This is a genomic window from Psychrobacter sp. C 20.9, assembly GCF_001921765.1.
Classification (GTDB): domain Bacteria; phylum Pseudomonadota; class Gammaproteobacteria; order Pseudomonadales; family Moraxellaceae; genus Psychrobacter; species Psychrobacter piscatorii_B.
In genome coordinates this window covers 53,316-71,798 of record NZ_MRYC01000003.1, presented here as the reverse complement: position 1 = coordinate 71,798, position 18,483 = coordinate 53,316, and the positions used below count along the sequence as shown (strand labels likewise).

Sequence of the window (18,483 nt, the reverse complement as noted above, 5' to 3'; positions counted from 1 at the left end):
CGAGATATAGGAACATAAACAATGAGCAAAAAAATCATCAGTGATTTTGATCAAAATACATACCCACGCGACCTAAAAGGCTACGGTGGCAAGCCACCAAAAGCCAATTGGCCGGGCGGTGCAAGAATCGCCGTACAGTTTGTCTTGAATATCGAAGAAGGGGCAGAAAATAGCGTCATCCACGGCGATGGACAGTCCGAGCGCTTCTTGTCGGATATCTTGGGTACGCCCGAGTTTAACAACCGTCACCAGTCTATTGAGTCTGCATTTGAATACGGTAGCCGTGTTGGTGTGTGGCGGGTGTTGGATGTTTTTAAAGAGTACGGCGCTCCTATCACCACTTTTACTTGTGCTGCCGCTGCCGAAAAAACCCCGCATATTATCGAGCGCGTATTAGAAGACGGTCATGAGATTGCCAGTCACGGTCTACGCTGGATTACTTATCAATATATGTACCGCGAGACGGAACGTAAGCACATTCGCCGTGCAACCAACATATTTGAGCGCATGCTCGGCAAGCAGCCACTCGGCTGGTATACGGGACGCGATAGCCCAAACACACGTGAGTTGGTCGTCGAACAAGGTGGCTATCACTATGACTCTGACTCCTATGGCGATGAGCTGCCTTACTGGCTCAATGTCAAAGCCCAAGATGGCAATACAATCACACGCAAGCCGCATTTGGTCATCCCTTATAGCTTAGAGACCAATGACATGCGCTTTTCTTCGAGTCCAGGGTTTACCCATGCCGAGCCATTTTATCAATACCTCAAAGACAGCTTTGACACCCTTTATGAAGAAGGCGCAGAAACCCCCAAAATGCTGACCATTGGCTTACATTGTCGCATTATCGGACGGGCAGGACGTATCAAAGCGTTAAAGCAGTTTTTGCAATACATCACCAATAAGCCTGACGTGTGGATATGCCGCCGTGATGAGATCGCGAAGCACTGGTACGACAACCATCCAGCAACACCAGACAACACTGCCAACTGGATGTAGCTTTTGCCATTGCCTCGCTCATTGAATACATCGCAGTGTGTCGAATAAATAAAACAAGCGACACTCAATCAATCAAACCTAATATTAAACAAAAGGAATCATGATGAGTCAAAACACTTCAGAAGTGGGACAAATCATCTCAGCAAATAATCTACCTGAGAGCCTGCCAGCCTTTACTAAAAGATCTAACGTAGCCGACAGTCGCTTGGGTGCCAAAGCGCTATTTGCGACTGATGACTTTTTTGCGGATAAAAGCCGCATCCTAAATCCTGATGCGCCTATTTTTGTGGTCGGCAAATTTGATGATAACGGTAAATGGATGGACGGCTGGGAGACGCGCCGCAAGCGTCATTTGGGATATGATTATTTAATCATCCAACTGGCGCGTCCGACCAAAATCGCAGGTCTCGATATCGATACCAGTCACTTTACGGGTAACTTCCCCTCTTCTGCCAGTGTCGATAGCTTATACGCGCCAGAGCTACTACAGCAAGATGAAACTGAGCTTACTAGTCTCAGTAAAAAAGACTGGGACAGTAAAAACTGGCAGCCCCTTGTCGGCATGACTCCACTACAGGGCAATCACCATGAGTTTGTTGAGATTAATGATGAGCAAACGGTCACACATATCCGTTTGAATATTTACCCAGATGGCGGCGTGGCTCGATTGCGTGTCTATGGTGATATCCAACTTGATGCCAGCCTAAACAATCAAGGTGAAATGCTCGACTTGGCAGGCGCGTTAAATGGCGGTCGTGCAATCGCCAGTAACGACGCACATTTTGGCGCTGCCAGCAACTTACTGTTACCGACCAAAGCGCCCAATATGGGGGATGGCTGGGAGACGCGTCGCCGCCGTGAGCCAGGCAATGACTGGTGCATTATTGCCTTAGGTCAAGCAGGTATCGTGGATTCTATCGAAATCGATACCGCTCATTTTAAAGGCAACTACCCTGATAAAGTATCCATTCAAGCCGTCTACTCGCCAGACACCCCAGAGCAAACCTTGGTCACTCAAAGTATGTTTTGGGATACGTTGCTTGAGCCGCAAAAAACCAATGCGGATGATGTCCATACCTTCGGTCACGACAAGCTATTAATAGACCAGCCTATCACGCACATTCGCGTCAATATCTTCCCCGATGGTGGTATCAGCCGCGTGCGCGTGTTTGGCAAAGTAGCAGATCAGGCGGGTACTACTGCTGATGCAGAGGTCAAATAATGAGTGTTATCTTAACCGCTCAGCCTCTGACCAAAGCCGACTTTGCCCCTTACGGCTCGGTTATCGAGCGCTATAGTGAGGAGGAGCAAACCGCTGACAACACTTACGAGATCAATAATGGCTATGCGGTTCGCCATCATGCGCTTGCTGCGAGTCAGCTTGAGGGTGGCACTGTCGGTATGAGTATCTTTCGAGCCAAAAAACGTGAGAATCCGATTGCCCTCTCCGTCATGGAGTATCATCCGTTTGGCACACAAGCATTTGTGTCGATGGAAGGTCAGGACTATGTCATCGTCGTTGCCAAAGCAGGCACGCCGCCGCAGTCGCCTGATGATCTGGCCGTGTTTTATGCCAAGTCGCATCAAGGCGTACAGTATGCTGCCAACGTCTGGCATCATCCCTTATTGGCGCTTGGACGCGATAGTGATTTTTTGGTGATTGATCGTATCAATGGCGAAGGCAACAACTGCCATGAGATACACATTACGGACTGGGGTGTGTCTATTGAATTAGAAGACGTCAATTAGAAAATGTCAGTTAAAAAAAGCCGCCAAGCTATCTCATAAGCACATAACAAAAGAAACAGATCAAACCGATAAAAGCCCCGTTTATGATATATAAACGGGGCTTTTTTGTGACTCATGTTTTTCGCCAGTTTATCAGACTGCAGATTTTCGATAGCGGCTCTGACCAGCAATTATCGTCTCCTCAATCACTCTATCATCACCCAGCATCATCAGCACAAATAACTGCTCTTCAAGGGTTTTGGTCTGCGCCATACGCCGCTCTAACAATGCTGTGGCCTTCATGTCAATCACGACAAAGTCCGCTTCTTTACTGGGCATAAAGTTACCAATCTTATCATCCAATAGTAGCGACTGCGCATTGCCCAAAGTGATCTGATACAACCCTTGGTGTGCTGATAATTGATTACTTTGTAGTTGCTGGACTTTGTACGCCTCTGATAACGTCGTGAGCATCGATAAGCTCGTCCCTGCTCCAACGTCGGTGGCGATACTAACACCGGTATAACTTAACGTCTTTGGTAAATCGAACAGCCCACTACCCAAAAACAGATTGGACGTTGGACAATGTGATATTTGCGTACCAGTCGCGCGTAGACGCTCGTATTCTGGTGTCTCAAGATAAATACCATGTGCCAAAGTGGTACGGCGGCCCAGTAATCCCATATCATCATAGACGTCGAGGTAGCCTTTATGGTTGGGATACAGCTCCTGCACAAAAGCCACCTCATCACGGTTTTCTGCCAGATGCGTTTGCAAATACACACTGTCATGGCTGGCATACAACTCACCTGCCAGACGTAATTGTGTAGGGCTCGACGTAATCGCAAAGCGCGGCGTGATGGCCACATGCTGACGCCCGCGCTCATGCCAATTATCAATGATATTTTGAGTGTCACGGATACTTTGCTCAGCAGGCACACATAGCGCCTCAGGCGCATTTTGGTCCATCAAGACATTACCCGTGATCATACGCGTATTGAGCCTATGGCTTTCAGCAAAAAACGCCTCGGCAGATAATGGATGACTGGTCGCAAAAACCATCGCACTGGTCGTGCCATTGGCAAGTAGTTGGTTCAAAAAAAACTGCGCGGTATCATGCGCTATTTTTGGATCACCAAAGTTGGCTTCCGTCACAAAGGTATAATTATTGAGCCAGTCGAGCAGTTGCTCACCATAAGCGGCGATCATATCTATCTGCGGATAGTGAACATGGGTATCGATAAAACCCGGCATGATGAGTTTGTGCCGATGGTCATGAATCTGTACTGGTTCTTGACTGTCATTAGTAGCGGTCAGCACATAATTTGCTAGCATCGCCTCTCGACTGCCATAATTAATAATCAGTCCAGTCTCATCATCAATAACAAGTGCACCGTCGGCAATATACTCAGGGTAAACACGCACGCCTGCAATTACTGGAAGCAACGTTGTATCTTTATCAACGGTCAGATTTACGAAAAATTCAGGAATTCTAGTATCGGATAATTCAGCAGCCGTACGCTTAGCAAGGTCATCTTCGCTAATATAATGTAATAAATGAGCTTGATAAATATGTAGGGTCATTTGGTAGTCTCACAATGGCGTAGTAGTACTGAGCGTTTTGATTATTTAATGAAAAATGACACGGTTTCATGAAGTAATTAGTCCCTTCAAAGAGCAACCTGATGATAACGTTGTAAGAGCTGCGCTACGATAGACACGGCCACCGCCATTGGCTCTTTGCCGCTGATGGGTAATCCGATTGGCATGGTGAGCTGATTGACTAGTTGCTCACTATAGCCACGCTGAATCAAACGGTCTCTAAAACGCTTGGCTTTGGTGGATGAGGCAATACAGCCAACATAAGGTAATGAGATATCTGAGCGCTTATCATCAGCTAAGCAGATATCAGAAATAGTATCTAATGCTGCGCGCACCAGCTCAAAATCCACACTATGGTCATGCGTCATAACCAAAATAAAACGCTGACCACCCTGCTCGATAAATGGACGCACAAAATCGACAGGATCGTCATCGATATGCGGACGGATATGCACTGGTAGCTGATAGAGTTGTGATTGATTCGGTGTGGGGTTTTGGTAGGCACTGTTGCCTGCTTGGCCCGTTTCACTGGAGCTGGTTTTATCCATTAAGTAACGCTCAAACATCTCTGGGCGACTGTCTACCCAATCTACCTGACATGGTAGTTCAGCAAGGATGGTCATAAGTGCTGAGGCCACATGACCTGCTCCAAATACCAGTACTGACATTGGCGGTGTCACATTAAAGCATTCGAACATAACAGTGACGCTACCGCCGCAGCATTGGGCCAATTTCGCACCCAGTGGGTAATGCTTAGTATAAACCGCGTCACGGCGTACTGCTTTAGAAGGAGCTGACGCGCTTGTCTCATTAGCTTCAGAAACTTTTGGTTTGACTTGTTTGGATACCGTGGCGGATATCTCGCCACTTAATAGCTGACGAGCAGTGGTAATCACATCGTGCTCTAGACCACCGCCGCCCAGCGTATCTACGATACCATCCTGCGTGACGATCATCTTTGCCTGTAGCGCACGCGGGGCCGAGCCATTCACAGCCACAACCGTTGCCAACACATGAGCGATACCTCGCTGCTGATATCGCGCTAGACCTTCATACCAGATGTCTGGCGGGGCTAATGAATCACTCACTGTGCGCAGGACCTCTTGCCCCTGCGACATTTGGGTGCTCTATCGCCTCTGGCTGCTCATCGGTCTGCTTGCCTACCACCTCTTTTGGATCGATATCTTTGGCATGACGCACATCTTGCGGCATGACTTTGTCGTTATAGAGACCGCCCTTTTCTTCTACGCCTTTGGCAAGGCTATCCATCGTATCCTTGTCCGCTTTGGTCTCTAGATCCCAAGACGAACCTTCCATACGCATAACTGCTTTTAATACGGCTTCTGGGGTCGCAGGCATGGTCAGCTCTGGATTTTTTTTGTAGTCTCCAAGGCTAGCCACCGCGTTATTGAGAGCGCACCAGACACTAGCTGCCAGCATAAACGGCGGCTCACCAACGGCTTTAGAGTTATAAATCGTTTGTTCTTCGTTTTTGCGGTCGTATAATTTGACATTCCACTGCTTAGGCAAGTCATGCGCTGTTGGAATTTTATAATTGGCAGGACTATCGGATGCAAGCTTTCCTTTATCATTCCAGATCAGCTCTTCTGCTGTGAGCCAGCCCATGCCTTGCACAAAACCGCCCTCAATCTGACCGATGTCAATGGCAGGGTTGATCGATTGTCCTGCATCATGCAGCACATCACAGCGCAGCACTTTGTACTCACCTGTCAGCGTATCAATCTCAACCTCAGCACAAGCAGCACCCAAGGCAAAGTAGAAGAACGGACGTCCCCATGCTTTGGAGCGATCGTAAAATATCTTCGGCGTTTTATAGTAGCCAGTAGACGATAGGCTGATACGGTTTTGATACGACAGCTGAATCATTTCGGCAAAGGTTAGTGTCTTTTTATCACCGATATAAACATGGTTTTTTTCAAAGCGTATGTCTTCTTGTGACACCTCAAAATGCTCAGCAGCAAATTCAACAATGCGCGCTTTAATACTTAAGCAAGCATTTTGCGCTGCTTTACCGTTGATATCGGTACCTGATGACGCGGCAGTTGGTGAGGTATTAGGTACTTTATCCGTACGAGTCGCTGATACTTTTACTGTATCTAGATCCACATCGAACTCATTGGCGACAATCTGGGCAATTTTGATATATAGCCCTTGCCCCATCTCCGTCCCACCATGATTGAGGTGGATACTGCCATCGGTATAAATATGTACCAATGCACCCGCCTGATTGAGCGTCTGCACCGTAAATGAGATGCCGAATTTTACTGGTGTTAACGCAAGACCCAAACGCTTGTCACTACCTTCAGCGGCGGCTTCTTGATTGAATTCTATAATTTGCTGACGGCGCTTGTCGTAATCGCAATCCGCTGCCAGTGTGCTCATGATGTTTGCTAAATCGAAATGCTCAATGGTCTGACCGTAATGGGTGCTTTGACCATCTTGATATAAGTTTGCTAGGCGCACTTGTAATGGATCTTGGCCCAAGGTATAGGCAATATGATCCATCATATATTCAGCGGTCATTAGCCCTTGTGGACCACCAAATCCTCGATAGGCCGTATTGGATACGGTATGCGTCTTACAGCGATGACCCGCCACACGAGCCGCTGGATAGTAATAGGCATTATCACAGTGGAACATCGCTCTATCGACGATAGCATCAGACAGGTCTGGCGCATAACCGCACAGACCTGCCAGTTGCATATCGACGCCCAATATACGCCCAGACTTATCTAAGCCAACCTCATAACGATTGGCAAACTCATGACGCTTACCGGTCACGACCATGTCATCTTGGCGATCTAACCGCATACTGACAGGAACGTTATGGCGCTTGGCAACGATACCGCACAGACACGCCCATGCCGCCGCTTGCGTTTCTTTACCACCAAAACCACCACCCATACGGCGCACCACGGTATTGACCGCATGAAAGGGCAAATCCGTCACTTCGGCGACGAGCTGCTGCACTTCACTTGGATGCTGTGACGACGTATACACTTCCAGCCCGCCATCGTCACACGGCACCACATAAGACACTTGCCCTTCGAGATAAAAATGCTCTTGCCCGCGCATATGAATATGACCTTCAATACGAACGGGTGCATTCTCAAGTGCCGTCGCCGCATCACCACGCTTCATAAAATGACTCGGACGCACAAATAACTCTTGCTCTAGCGCTTTATCAATACTAAGTACCGCTGGCAATGGCTCATATTCTACTACTGCCTTGGTGGCGGCTTTTTTGGCAGCGCGATGACTGGTCGCCACCACCAAAAAGAGTGTCTGACCCACATACTCTGTGATGTCGTTCACCATCAGTGGCTCACCATCAAACACCGCACCGATATCCGTCTGCGCCGGTAAATCTTTAAAACTTAAAACATCAACAACCCCATTAGCCTCTCTGACAGCACTCAAATCCATACTCAATACCCGTGCATGGGCGTGACTACTTTTGCCCACTGCCAGATGTAGCGTACCTTGTGGTTTGGTAATATCATCCACATAAGTTGCCGTCCCCATGACATGGGTGATCGCACTGTCGTGTTTGGCTGACGTGCCGATCTTGTTTTTTGGCGGACGCACGCGGCGGATACTATAACTGTCAAATAAGGACGAATGATGGCTCATAGCAAATCTCTTCTATTAGTACGCATTTACTGATGCGCTTTTTTATTTCTGACAAATACACTCATGAAGCAGTATTGATACTCAATTACGCTGATAGTCAAGCGCTCTCAGCCTGCATCTCTGCTACTAATTGTTTGCCGCACTTCACGAGTAGACGCTGCACCACATGCATGCGATATTCACGGCTGGCTCTGACATCCGTCATCGGTGTGACATCTGCAGATAACACCTGTGCCGCCTGCTCAAAACTTGCAACATCAGTAGCTTGACCAATAAGCGCTTGCTGACAGTGCACCGCAAGCAGTGGTATCGCTGCCATGCCGCCGAGCCCAAGCTTTACATTGTCGATAATTGCACCATCTGCTGACACATCAAGCCGCGCCGCAAGCAAGCACGCTGAGATATCATCTTCGTAGCGTTTGCTAATCTTATGGATAAATAAATGCTGATGATCTTGCATCAAAGGAATATGAATAGCGACAATATAACTGCCTGCTTGCAACTTGGTTTTTTTATAATCTAAGAAGAATGCTGATAACGGTATGATTTCATCCGTATAAGACGCATGACTTGGCTCTTCACGATTCGGCGCGCAATGACGCAAATGAATTGACGCATCTAATGCCAAGAGAATCGGTGGCAAATCACCAATCGGGGATGCGTTGGCGATATTACCGCCGATGGTGCCCATATTGCGAATTTGCGGAGAGGCAATGCGCTCAAACACTTGCGCAAAACTTGGAAAATACTGCTCAAGCACAGGGAGCATTTGCTTGTAACTCATACCAGCCCCTAGCACTAGTGACTGACTTTGAGTTTGTTCGTCAGTCGATGTGTTACTATTTGCATCTGATAGCGACCAAGACTTTAGCGCCTCAATACCTGAGAGCTGAATAATGACATCATGATCGATTAGATGCTGCGTCACACTCAGTCCTAAATCTGTACCACCTGCCCAGATCGTCGCCTGCGGATTAGCTGCCAATAGCTCGTTGAGTGCATCCAATGTTTTTGGGGCATATAGCTGTCGATCCGCATCCATCAATGCTGGCTTGAGAGCGTTTGGCTCTACACTGTCCGACTCAGCTTCATCTGATGGATTTTTAGATACCACTGCTGCTTTTTTAGTTGCCATCGCATCGGTCGCTAGACTGATGGTTAAATCTTTCACCGCTGACTGTTCTGTTTCTCTTTGTTGACCGATGTCACTCATTCGTAGGCCCGCCTCGATAATCGGCCTGTAGCCTGTACAGCGGCAGAGATTACCCGATATTGACGCAACCACTTCATCATAGCTCAACTTCTTAGCATCACTCTGACTTGCTGCTTCTGAACTTGTCTGCATACGATTGTTTTCGTAAACGCAAGCCAGTGACATGACAAACCCAGGGGTACAAAAACCACACTGTGAACCGTGACATTCAACCAGTGCTTGCTGTGCTGGATGCAGCAAAGCACGTTCTGGATGATGCCCAGGATTGTCCGCCAAGTAGGACGCTGTCATCAGGTGATGACCATCCATCAGCGACACTAGCGTAATACAGGAGTTAATCGTATAGAATGGAGGCGTAGCATTTTTTTCGTTGCCATTTTCATCATTAAGCGTTTGCTGGTTAGTGCTAGGCAGGCGTTGAGCCATTACCGTACAAGCACCGCAGTCACCACTGCCGCAGCCTTCCTTCGTATCCGTTTGGCCTTCATGCAATCGTAGATACTCAAGCACTGTCGTATTGGGGTTAAGCTGGGTTAGCTCATGGTATTTTCCATTGAGATAAAAACTAATCATAGCAAGGCTCGGCTAAAATAATGAAAGTGAGTATAAGACTGAGAAGCATTAGTGGTTTGAGTACGAAAGGTAAACGCTTAATCTATATTTTGCTGCAACCGCTCAAGTAAGTTTATCGGCAAGTACGTTTTTAGTTTTTAATATACTTACTATTTATTCTATGTCGCATTTGCAGGATGTCGATGAGTAGGATATCGCACATTCTTTTATAGCGAATAAATCGACCATAAATAGCAGTAATTATCAGGAGCTTTTGCCAAGAATTAGTACTGCTATATACCTGACTATTTGGTCAGCTTTCAACATATTATCACTATTCTTATTTATAACACAACCCATTCAAACATCTGTCGATACTGCTAAATGATTGACCCTCAAGCCGCTATCTGATAACCGCTATCAATCCTAACAGCAGAGATAGTTTATAATACTCGTCATGTTAGTCATTGATATAGCTAATACAAACGCATAGTAGACAAGTTACGTCATGACTGAATAAATAATTTCTTTAAAAACAAAGCCAAGTCTTTGTACCTTTTTAAGGTTATATAACCGACCTGTTTTTATATATAATACCTAAAAGTAAACCTTACTTTTAACTGTCATCGCTTCTAACGATAGATAGACATACAAGATATATTATTGGGTAATATATCGTCTCTGAGATACTATTATGAAGTCACTTACCTCTATTTGTCTGCTGATAGCGTCGCTAATGCTGACTGGTTGTCAACATTTCCAATTTGTTGATAGCCCTATTCCTGTTAAGCCTGTACCGACTAATTTGGTTGCTCCATAAAATGGTTACTCCATAACATTGACATAAAAAAAGCAGACATCAATAGTGTCTGCTTTTTTACTGGAGTAGCCTGTCACCCACTGTGTTATCTAACGCTTACTATCCGCTGGCTGATGTTTAATGATGGTTTTAGCCAAATGATCACCAAACCAAATAGCGGTATCAATATCTCCTTTCCCTGGCGTTTCTTCAGGTGGTCCGTCAAGAGATTGCGTCATCAAACCTAAGAAGCTAGATAGACGGTTGAGATCGTGCGCCTCATGACCCGTCGGCATAAGCGGCAGACCAATCCAATTCATACCATGCTGCATGGCATATAGAGAAATTTGCTGCAACACGGCAAGTTTATCACCGCTCAGACCGCCTGAATTGGCAAACGCGGCTGCCCATTTGCCTTCCCAGCTTCTGTTATACCAACGCTTTGAGGTTTCATCCATAAAGGTTTTGAATTCAGCGGTGACACTGCCCATATATACCGCGCTACCGAAAACCAATAGATCTGCCTGATCTAAGTAATCCCAGTCAATATCATAAATATCGACAGCTTTTGCTTGGGCCTCTGGTAATTGCTGATGCGCGCCTTGTACAATCGCTTCAGCGACACGCTTAGTATGACCGTAGTTGCTATGAAAAATAACAGCAATCGATACGTTAGGCGTACTATCAGGAGATATTTTTGAGGATTCGCTAGTTGTATTCATACAGACTCTAATAATGACAATAATGGTTAAATAAAAATAATATAGTGTACGAGTGCAAGACGACTCAGCGCACTCAATAGGTTTGTTAGTTGTGATCTGACATTTACGTAGCAGCGCGGCGCACAATCACAAGCGCCATTCTTCCCGTTGCAGGCTGCTGCATATGCGTTTGACGACGATAAGAATAGTAATGCCGATCTGCATAGCTACAGCTGATAGGTTCTTTACTATCTATCGACACGCCAGCGGCTGTTAATTGATCAGCGGCCAGTTTTGGTAAGTTTAGCTTAACTTTATCCGTGTGTACTGTAGCGCAATTCGATAGTTTATCAACTGTCTTATGTAAATGCTGAGTATCGCTATGATTTTCAAGACCACTATCTGAGCGCATCACATATAGACCATCAAAATTATCACTATCTGACGCAGTGAGTAATTGATTATCTAAGCAACCAGCCAGTAATTGGTCACGAACTTGATGACCCACTTCATAATTGGCCTGACTGATACACACCCCTATCCAAGCCTGTATAGCCCCTGAATCGGTAAAGCGCTGAGCAGTCTCTCGAATCACGCCGCACGCCAATCCTTGCCAACCTGCATGAATGGCGGCGATTTTACCGCTGGCGGGTTGGTATAAGACAATCGGCACACAATCTGCCGTCATGATCGCCAGTCCACGACCACTTTGCTTGCTGATTATGGCGTCAGCCGCCATTGGTGCCATGCTCAAAGGCGTCGTATCAATATCATGGATCTGTTTACCATGAATCTGACTGACCCAATGTAAGCTGCTGATAGCCGTATTCTGCTCGTTTTGTGATGGTGCACAGGCTAATTGCTTATTGATAGCCGTCAGCAGGCTCATGCGATTGCCCAATACTTTTGTCGCATCATCGTTAACATGCAGGCCTAGATTTAGCGCGCCATAATTTGCTTGATGGTTTGCTTGACTGTCAAGCCCTCTTTGCTGGCTTACGGTAGCAGGTTCGTCAATATTATTCGGCGCAAAAGCAGCCGTTTGGAAAACAGCCACGTCATCCATTTGCGCGAGCATGGTCATTGGAAAATTATCTATTATCGGAAGCTTGTTTGTCACGACTGCCCCATCCTTTTATCTACTGACTGTTTAAAAATTGGCATCACTAAATCACTACAAACTTGGCAATTGTCGTAAACACCTTTAGACAGCCGCTTTTCTCAATAGCGTTTACTCGTCATCATAGCCGTCGCTTAATACGGCTATTAGCTGTTGCATGTCTTCTGGCAAAGGTGTTGTCACTTCAATATCCTCACCAGTTACCGGATGCACAAACCCAAGAGTATAAGCATGCAATGCTTGGCGCGGGAAGTTGTTAATGGCTTGGCGCTGTGCTTCTGTCAAACCTGCACGCAGTTGACGACGACCACCGTAGATGCGATCCCCTACGAGCGGATAGGTCACATGGCTCAGATGCACGCGAATCTGGTGCGTACGACCCGTCTCAAGCCCGACATCTAACAGACAGTAGTTGTCATTCAGTGGCGTGACATTTAATAGATGGGTTACCGCTTCACGGCCGGCAGTCATGACTGTCATTTTGGTACGCTGAGTACGATGTCGCCCTATCGGCGCATCAATACGGCGATGACGCAGCAAGCTTGCTTGATCGCCTGCTACCACACACTGATAATGACGATAAACAGATTTGTCTTTTAGCTGCTCCATCAGCGCCATTTGAGCCGGTTTGGTTTTACCGATGAGCAGTAGTCCAGAGGTGTCTTTGTCAATACGGTGTACCAATCCTGCACGCGGCAAATGATGCTGCTGTGGATAATGGTACAGCAAGGCATTGACCAATGTGCCTGTCTGGTTACCCGCACCTGGATGCACCACCATACCGACAGGTTTGTTGATCACCAATACATCATCATCTTCATAGACCACATCGATATCGATATTTTCTGGTTGATCTTCACTATGCTGCTGCAACGTCGTTGATAGATGTAGGACATCACCTGCTTTGACACGAACCTTTGGTTTTTGCACACTGCCGTTATAAAGTAAGCTACCGTCCGTGATCCAACCTTGTAGTTGCACGCGCGAAAAGTCTGCAAACACCTGTGAAGCGACTTTATCGATACGTAAGCCAGACTCATCTTCTGTGACGATATGCGTCATATCGACCACTACTGGCACTGCTTGGCCAGCTACTGGCGCTTCATCGTCGTCGCCTTCATCCATGTCGCCATCGTCAAGTGCTTCATCAATATCGCTATCTTCTTCGAGCAAGTCGTCGTTATCAAAAGCATCAGTGTGCTCGTCCATTATTTCCTGCTCATCCATCATTTCTTGATTGTCAAGCTCGTCATTATTTAAAACGTTATTTGGCATTGGTGACTCTTGTGCTGATGAATCAGTCTCTAGCGATTGATTCGGTGATAAATGGGTAGTCATGGCATCATTATTCATAGCGGATTGATACCTAGCAAAGTTGCTAACTATGTAAAGTTACTAACTATATTTTGTTAGGTGACTTCATTCAAAGATAAAATAATAAAAAATTGTCGTTTTTCGACTTCTAGCAAATAATAAAAGCTATGCAGGTCAAAAAAGCGGAGACAATACCGCCCTAGTGTATCATGTCACGCGTCCAAGCCCTATAAAAGTGCATACTATCTGTGAATTTTTGAGCGCTTCTGAGGTGCCAAGCTTTACTGCTTAGCTCTCTAGAACATAACATTGCTGTAATTTACTGTATATTTGTTCCTGCCAGCGATATTCGGTATCGCTCGTGATAGCCGCTCATGTTAAACTGCCTATAAAATATAGATAGCGAAAAAATAGACGAAGCAAACGTTATTCTATAAAGTATAGCCATGTTTTGCTGTATGCTATGGCACTGTATTCCTATGCCATATTCAAATACAGTATAAAAATACCATTGGGTTTTATTGACAGTGTTTGCCATTTAAACCGTTTGAATATGATTAAATGCATTTAATCTATTACAGGCTTACTATAAAAGCTCTATGTATCAGACCCAATCTACCAGTACAATACGTCATAACAAAAACTGCATTCGATGAAAAACGTGTTGCTTGTGCATCGCTGAATACTCAGCATCGTTTTTTATCACTAACCTTTTATATAGCATGATAGCACTGCTGCTATTATGCGTCTTGTGTCGGAGAAGAAGTATGCAAGCTGTTGGCAATACGTTTATCAAACTGTCCTCAATAACCTTACTTGCGCTTAGCGTCAATCTAGTAGGTTGCCAGACATTCAAAAACCTCACTGGCGCCAAAGATGTCGACGCGGTAGAAACCGCGGAAAAGTCAGAGCAAGGTTACTATAACGATGCCATCGCTCAAATCGATAGAGGCCGCTATGTTCAAGGTGTTGAAGAACTGACCAATCTGCGTACCTTTTACCCAACTGGGCAATACGCTGAACAGGCATTACTTGATATGATGTATGCACAGTATCAAAGCGATAAATACGAGATGGCAGCAGCGAGTGCTGAGCAATTCATCCGTCTATACCCTTCTAATCCCCAAGTCAGCTATGCTTACTATGTACGCGGCGTTGCCAATATGGAAGGCTCGTCTGAGAGTTTGAAGCTGTTTAAATTAAACCAAGCGGAGCGTGACACCGCGTATCTACGTATTGCCTTTGCCAATTTCCAAGAACTTATTAGCAAATACCCAAATAGTCCCTATGCACCAGATGCCGCCCAGCGCATGACATTTATCTATAATCAGTTTGCACAAAGCGAGATGAGCGCAGCCAACTGGTATATCGAGCGTGAAGCTTATGTGGCAGCTGTCAACCGTGCCAAATGGGTCTTCCAGTACTATCCACTGAGTGAGTCAGTACCAGATGCCATTGCTGTCCTAGCCTATAGCCACGAAAAACTTGGTCTAACAGACTTAGCAAATGAGTACAAAACCCTATTGCAAATCAACTATCCAAACATGCTGACTAGTAATGGCAAAGTCAAACTGAGCACCAAACGTGATCGCACTTGGCTCAATAAGATTACCTTTGGACAGCTTGGTCGCTCAAACACAACTGACAACTCAGTGGCAACTGGCGAATATAACGGCGCGACCAAAACCCAAATGATTGGCAACGCAGCCCAGTTGAGACTAGCAGGGACAAACACAACGCCTGCCAACACTCCAGTCGCCAACAATGCGGCTGCTCGTAATGGTATCAGCGTAGGCCTAGGTCTGCCTGAAGCGTCAGCTGAGCGCGTGACCAGCCAATCAAGCACTGGCTCGACTGCACGAGAAGCCAACGTCGATCCACTAAATACCAATCCAACACGTCGCACTACGCTAAATGACGACAGTGTGAGGGATATGGATAATAATTGATTATGTGAGGTCTTTTAGCCTAGCTAACACAGTCTGTATTCATTGATAATAAGGTCAACATTACGTTGGCCTTATTTTTCTAGCAGTACCTTATTACCTCTGCCCCAACATAATCGACCTATGGTAAACTGTTTTTTGTATGAGCATTCCTAACCATATTCTTGAACAACTCAATAGCCAAGCTGACCTGATCAGCATCATTGGCAAACACACCACGCTTAAACGCGCTGGTAGTGAATATAAAGGCTGCTGCCCTTTTCACGGTGAAAAATCGCCTTCTTTTTATGTCAATCCACAAAAAAATATCTATCACTGTTTTGGCTGTAGCGTCGGTGGCAATGCCATCAGTTTTTTGCGTGATTACGAGAATCTCACCTTTATCGAAGCAGTCAATGAGCTCTCTAAACAAACAGGCATTGAAGTACCACAAGAAGAGCAACAGAACGTCAGCTATCAACGCCGTACGCCAAAACCTATTGCACCACCGCCTGTGCACAATGTGCCTAGCCCAACGATAGAGCACAGCAAAGTAAATCAAGACGGTGCAAACCAAGACGGCACAAACCAAGACAGCTATCGAAATAACTATCAAAACAACCGTCAAGCCAGTCATCAAAACAATGTTGACCAAAATTACATCGACCAGCCCATTTATAATGACAATCAAGGCTATGAGAATTTTCCACCGTTAGAGGCGTATGATTCAGCGTCCTATTCGATGGACTCGTATTCCTCAGAGCCGTATTCGCCAAACCATGCAAATGACAGTGGATATCCGCCAGTGTGGCTGACAGATAACGATGCAAGTATGGCTAGTATAGATCAGAACGCTGATCAAGATGGCAACCTGTACGAGCTACTCGAGCAGATCCAGCAGTTCTATCAGCATAATCTACACACTCACCCTCATGCCAAGCAATACTTTTTGTCACGCGGTCTCACTGAAGAGACTTTTGAGACTTTTGGTTTAGGTTACGCGCCATTTGGATGGCAGCATCTTGAGCACCAGTTTCCACAAGATATTGAAGGACTTAAGGCACTAGGGCTCGTGCGCCAATCAGAGTCTGGCCGTGACTACGATCTGCTGCGTGATCGGGTTATTTTTCCTATTCGTGACAACCAAGGTCGTACCATTGGTTTTGGTGGTCGGGCGCTCGACGATGAGGTCAAGCCAAAATACATCAACTCCTCAGACTCGCCCGTCTTTCATAAGCAGCATGTACTCTATGGCTATTACGAATCACGGCAGCAGCGTGCTAACGACTGGCTGGTGGTAGAAGGCTATATGGATGTCATTGCTCTCTATCAAGCGGGCATCTATGGGGCGGTCGCCTCGATGGGTACGGCAATCAATGAAAGCCAAATATCGCGGCTATTGACACTCAATCCAACGCTGACTTTGAGTTTTGATGGCGACAGTGCCGGACAAAAAGCCGCTTGGCGTACGCTTGAAGTTGCCTTACCTGTGCTTGCTGATGATAAAGAGTTGCGGTTTTTGACCCTGCCTAACAATCATGATCCTGATACGTTTATCAAGAGTCATGGCAGCGATGCCATGCGTGAGCAAATCAGCCAAGCCATGCCGTTATCACAGTATATTTTTGCGTACTTAAGTGAGCGCTATGACATGAGTCTGGCTGAAGGTAAAGCCAAGCTCATGTCGCAAGTACGCTCATTGACGACCGCTTTGCCAAAAGGCAGTAGCTTTCGCTATTTGCTCAACAATGATGTTTATCAAAAGCTTGGCGGCAGGCGCAGTCAAAATGTCGAGGCCAAAGATGCGCTGCTAGACTTTGATGGTGATATGACCATCAGCCAACAATTGCAGCTTTGCTTTTTGTTTCAGCCGCGCGCACTCATTGATGACCCTATCGAATCGATTTGGCAACAGTCTGGTATTAATGGCTTACACCTACCTGCGCATATCAAACAAAAAGCTTCAGCCGATACGCTGCGTCCGCTTGCTTGGGAAGACCTGCAAGACGTGGCTCTGCTTGACATCGTGAGCACTATCAAACGCTGTCTTAGTTATTTGCCAAAAGATGCCAACGCAGCAGCGCATTTTATCTTATCAAATGTGAAGCCTGCGACCCAAGACATGCTGAGCCGTAATTGGGGCGGCTTTTATAAAGCGCTAACTGCGCGCAATATTTTGGGGCTTGATGGCCTGATCGAAGAGCTAGTCAGTCAGCTGCTTGAGCGCAATATGAAGAAAAAAATACAAGAGCTGATAAAAAACCCTGATCATATTAAGCTTGCGATCGTCCGTAAACAAACCCAATTATTGAACGATTGGCTACGGGCACAGCAGGCAGAGCAATCGGCACAGATGGTCACCGTTCAGTCTTAATGTTTAATTATCAAATCATGCCCCTTTAAAATTCTAGCCACTGCCCCCACTACTAATGATTATGCCCAGTAGCATGAGTCACTCCTAAATCATTTAGCTGATGGCAAATAAACGGCAAAAAATGGTCGGTAGCTATCACTAGCTCGTGCTTGACGACTGCGGTCTGTGTTAAACTGTGTCGCTGTATATTGACAGCACTGCTTGGTTAATGATTGTGAGCATGCATCTTTAAGCACAAATTTTAGGTATTATTTTACGTATCTGCTTTTAGATACTATTTTTGAGTATTAAATTTTAAGTACTATATTTTTTTAGGTACTGTATTGAAGTCTTTTTAGCTTTTCTAATTTTTAGCTGTTTTTTAGCATTGTTATTGTAGTGTTTTGAGCCTTTATTCATATCAACTCATTTTTGATATTATTGACAACCTCTACGCCATATTTTGATCAATCCATTGATAAGATCAACGCAAAGAGCGAGCGATAGCGAGTCACAATAT

The 18,483-nt window shown here is 45.8% G+C and carries 12 protein-coding genes; 5 read left to right on the top strand and 7 right to left on the bottom strand.

What is annotated here, in order from left to right; genetic code table 11:
* Positions 1-21: 21 nt before the first annotated feature.
* The 3 genes from puuE to BTW00_RS02790 all read left to right on the top strand — a co-directional run bounded on the left by puuE (position 22) and on the right by BTW00_RS02790 (position 2,751).
* Positions 22-1,002, top strand: a complete 981-nt coding sequence (gene puuE, locus BTW00_RS02800; RefSeq protein ID WP_075106127.1) for an allantoinase PuuE — start codon at positions 22-24, stop codon at positions 1,000-1,002.
* Positions 1,003-1,105: 103 nt separating this feature from the next.
* Positions 1,106-2,224, top strand: coding sequence for an allantoicase (gene alc / locus BTW00_RS02795; protein WP_075106126.1), 1,119 nt, complete (start codon positions 1,106-1,108; stop codon positions 2,222-2,224).
* Positions 2,224-2,751 (top strand): ureidoglycolate lyase, encoded by a 528-nt coding sequence (locus tag BTW00_RS02790; protein WP_075106125.1) that lies wholly within the window; start codon positions 2,224-2,226, stop codon positions 2,749-2,751. Before alc ends, BTW00_RS02790 begins: the two co-directional genes overlap by 1 nt.
* A gap of 132 nt (positions 2,752-2,883) precedes the next feature.
* On the opposite strand, the gene guaD is transcribed toward BTW00_RS02790, so the two are convergent.
* The 7 genes from guaD to BTW00_RS02755 all read right to left on the bottom strand — a co-directional run bounded on the left by guaD (position 2,884) and on the right by BTW00_RS02755 (position 13,580).
* Positions 2,884-4,314, bottom strand: a complete 1,431-nt coding sequence (gene guaD / locus BTW00_RS02785) for a guanine deaminase (protein WP_083603546.1) — start codon at positions 4,312-4,314, stop codon at positions 2,884-2,886.
* 86 nt (positions 4,315-4,400) lie between these two features.
* The gene (locus BTW00_RS02780; protein ID WP_075106222.1) at positions 4,401-5,420 is read right to left on the bottom strand and encodes an XdhC family protein; all 1,020 of its coding nucleotides are present in this window, start codon (positions 5,418-5,420) and stop codon (positions 4,401-4,403) included.
* A complete protein-coding gene (xdhB, locus tag BTW00_RS02775; RefSeq protein WP_075106124.1) occupies positions 5,413-7,986 on the bottom strand; it encodes a xanthine dehydrogenase molybdopterin binding subunit in 2,574 nt (857 codons plus the stop codon). The genes BTW00_RS02780 and xdhB overlap by 8 nt, the downstream gene beginning before the upstream one ends.
* A gap of 97 nt (positions 7,987-8,083) precedes the next feature.
* Complete coding sequence (locus BTW00_RS02770) at positions 8,084-9,772, bottom strand: xanthine dehydrogenase small subunit (protein WP_075106123.1); 1,689 nt, start codon at positions 9,770-9,772, stop codon at positions 8,084-8,086.
* Positions 9,773-10,660: 888 nt separating this feature from the next.
* On the bottom strand, positions 10,661-11,272 hold the full coding sequence (locus tag BTW00_RS02765) for a flavodoxin family protein (protein WP_075106122.1): 612 nt from the start codon (positions 11,270-11,272) through the stop codon (positions 10,661-10,663).
* A gap of 103 nt (positions 11,273-11,375) precedes the next feature.
* Complete coding sequence (locus BTW00_RS02760) at positions 11,376-12,371, bottom strand: polyphenol oxidase family protein (RefSeq protein ID WP_256713977.1); 996 nt, start codon at positions 12,369-12,371, stop codon at positions 11,376-11,378.
* A 111-nt stretch (positions 12,372-12,482) separates the two neighbouring features.
* A complete protein-coding gene (locus BTW00_RS02755; protein WP_075106220.1) occupies positions 12,483-13,580 on the bottom strand; it encodes an RluA family pseudouridine synthase in 1,098 nt (365 codons plus the stop codon).
* 872 nt (positions 13,581-14,452) lie between these two features.
* Between BTW00_RS02755 and BTW00_RS02750 the strand changes: the two genes are divergently transcribed.
* Positions 14,453-15,634 carry an outer membrane protein assembly factor BamD gene (locus BTW00_RS02750; RefSeq protein WP_075106121.1) on the top strand — a complete coding sequence of 394 codons (1,182 nt, stop codon included), beginning with the start codon at positions 14,453-14,455 and terminating at the stop codon, positions 15,632-15,634.
* A gap of 139 nt (positions 15,635-15,773) precedes the next feature.
* Positions 15,774-17,984 (top strand): DNA primase, encoded by a 2,211-nt coding sequence (dnaG, locus tag BTW00_RS02745; protein ID WP_075106120.1) that lies wholly within the window; start codon positions 15,774-15,776, stop codon positions 17,982-17,984.
* The last annotated feature ends 499 nt before the right edge of the window (positions 17,985-18,483 follow it).

Bases quoted from the DNA above. Each gene is read 5' to 3' on its own strand.
- BTW00_RS02790 (WP_075106125.1), top strand. From the start codon at position 2,224: ATGAGTGTTATCTTAACCGCTCAGCCTCTGACCAAAGCCGACTTTGCC.
- alc (WP_075106126.1), top strand. From the start codon at position 1,106: ATGAGTCAAAACACTTCAGAAGTGGGACAAATCATCTCAGCAAATAAT.
- dnaG (WP_075106120.1), top strand. From the start codon at position 15,774: ATGAGCATTCCTAACCATATTCTTGAACAACTCAATAGCCAAGCTGAC.
- BTW00_RS02765 (WP_075106122.1), bottom strand. From the start codon at position 11,272: ATGAATACAACTAGCGAATCCTCAAAAATATCTCCTGATAGTACGCCT.
- BTW00_RS02755 (WP_075106220.1), bottom strand. From the start codon at position 13,580: ATGGACGAGCACACTGATGCTTTTGATAACGACGACTTGCTCGAAGAA.
- puuE (WP_075106127.1), top strand. From the start codon at position 22: ATGAGCAAAAAAATCATCAGTGATTTTGATCAAAATACATACCCACGC.
- guaD (WP_083603546.1), bottom strand. From the start codon at position 4,314: ATGACCCTACATATTTATCAAGCTCATTTATTACATTATATTAGCGAA.
- BTW00_RS02770 (WP_075106123.1), bottom strand. From the start codon at position 9,772: ATGATTAGTTTTTATCTCAATGGAAAATACCATGAGCTAACCCAGCTT.
- xdhB (WP_075106124.1), bottom strand. From the start codon at position 7,986: ATGAGCCATCATTCGTCCTTATTTGACAGTTATAGTATCCGCCGCGTG.
- BTW00_RS02750 (WP_075106121.1), top strand. From the start codon at position 14,453: ATGCAAGCTGTTGGCAATACGTTTATCAAACTGTCCTCAATAACCTTA.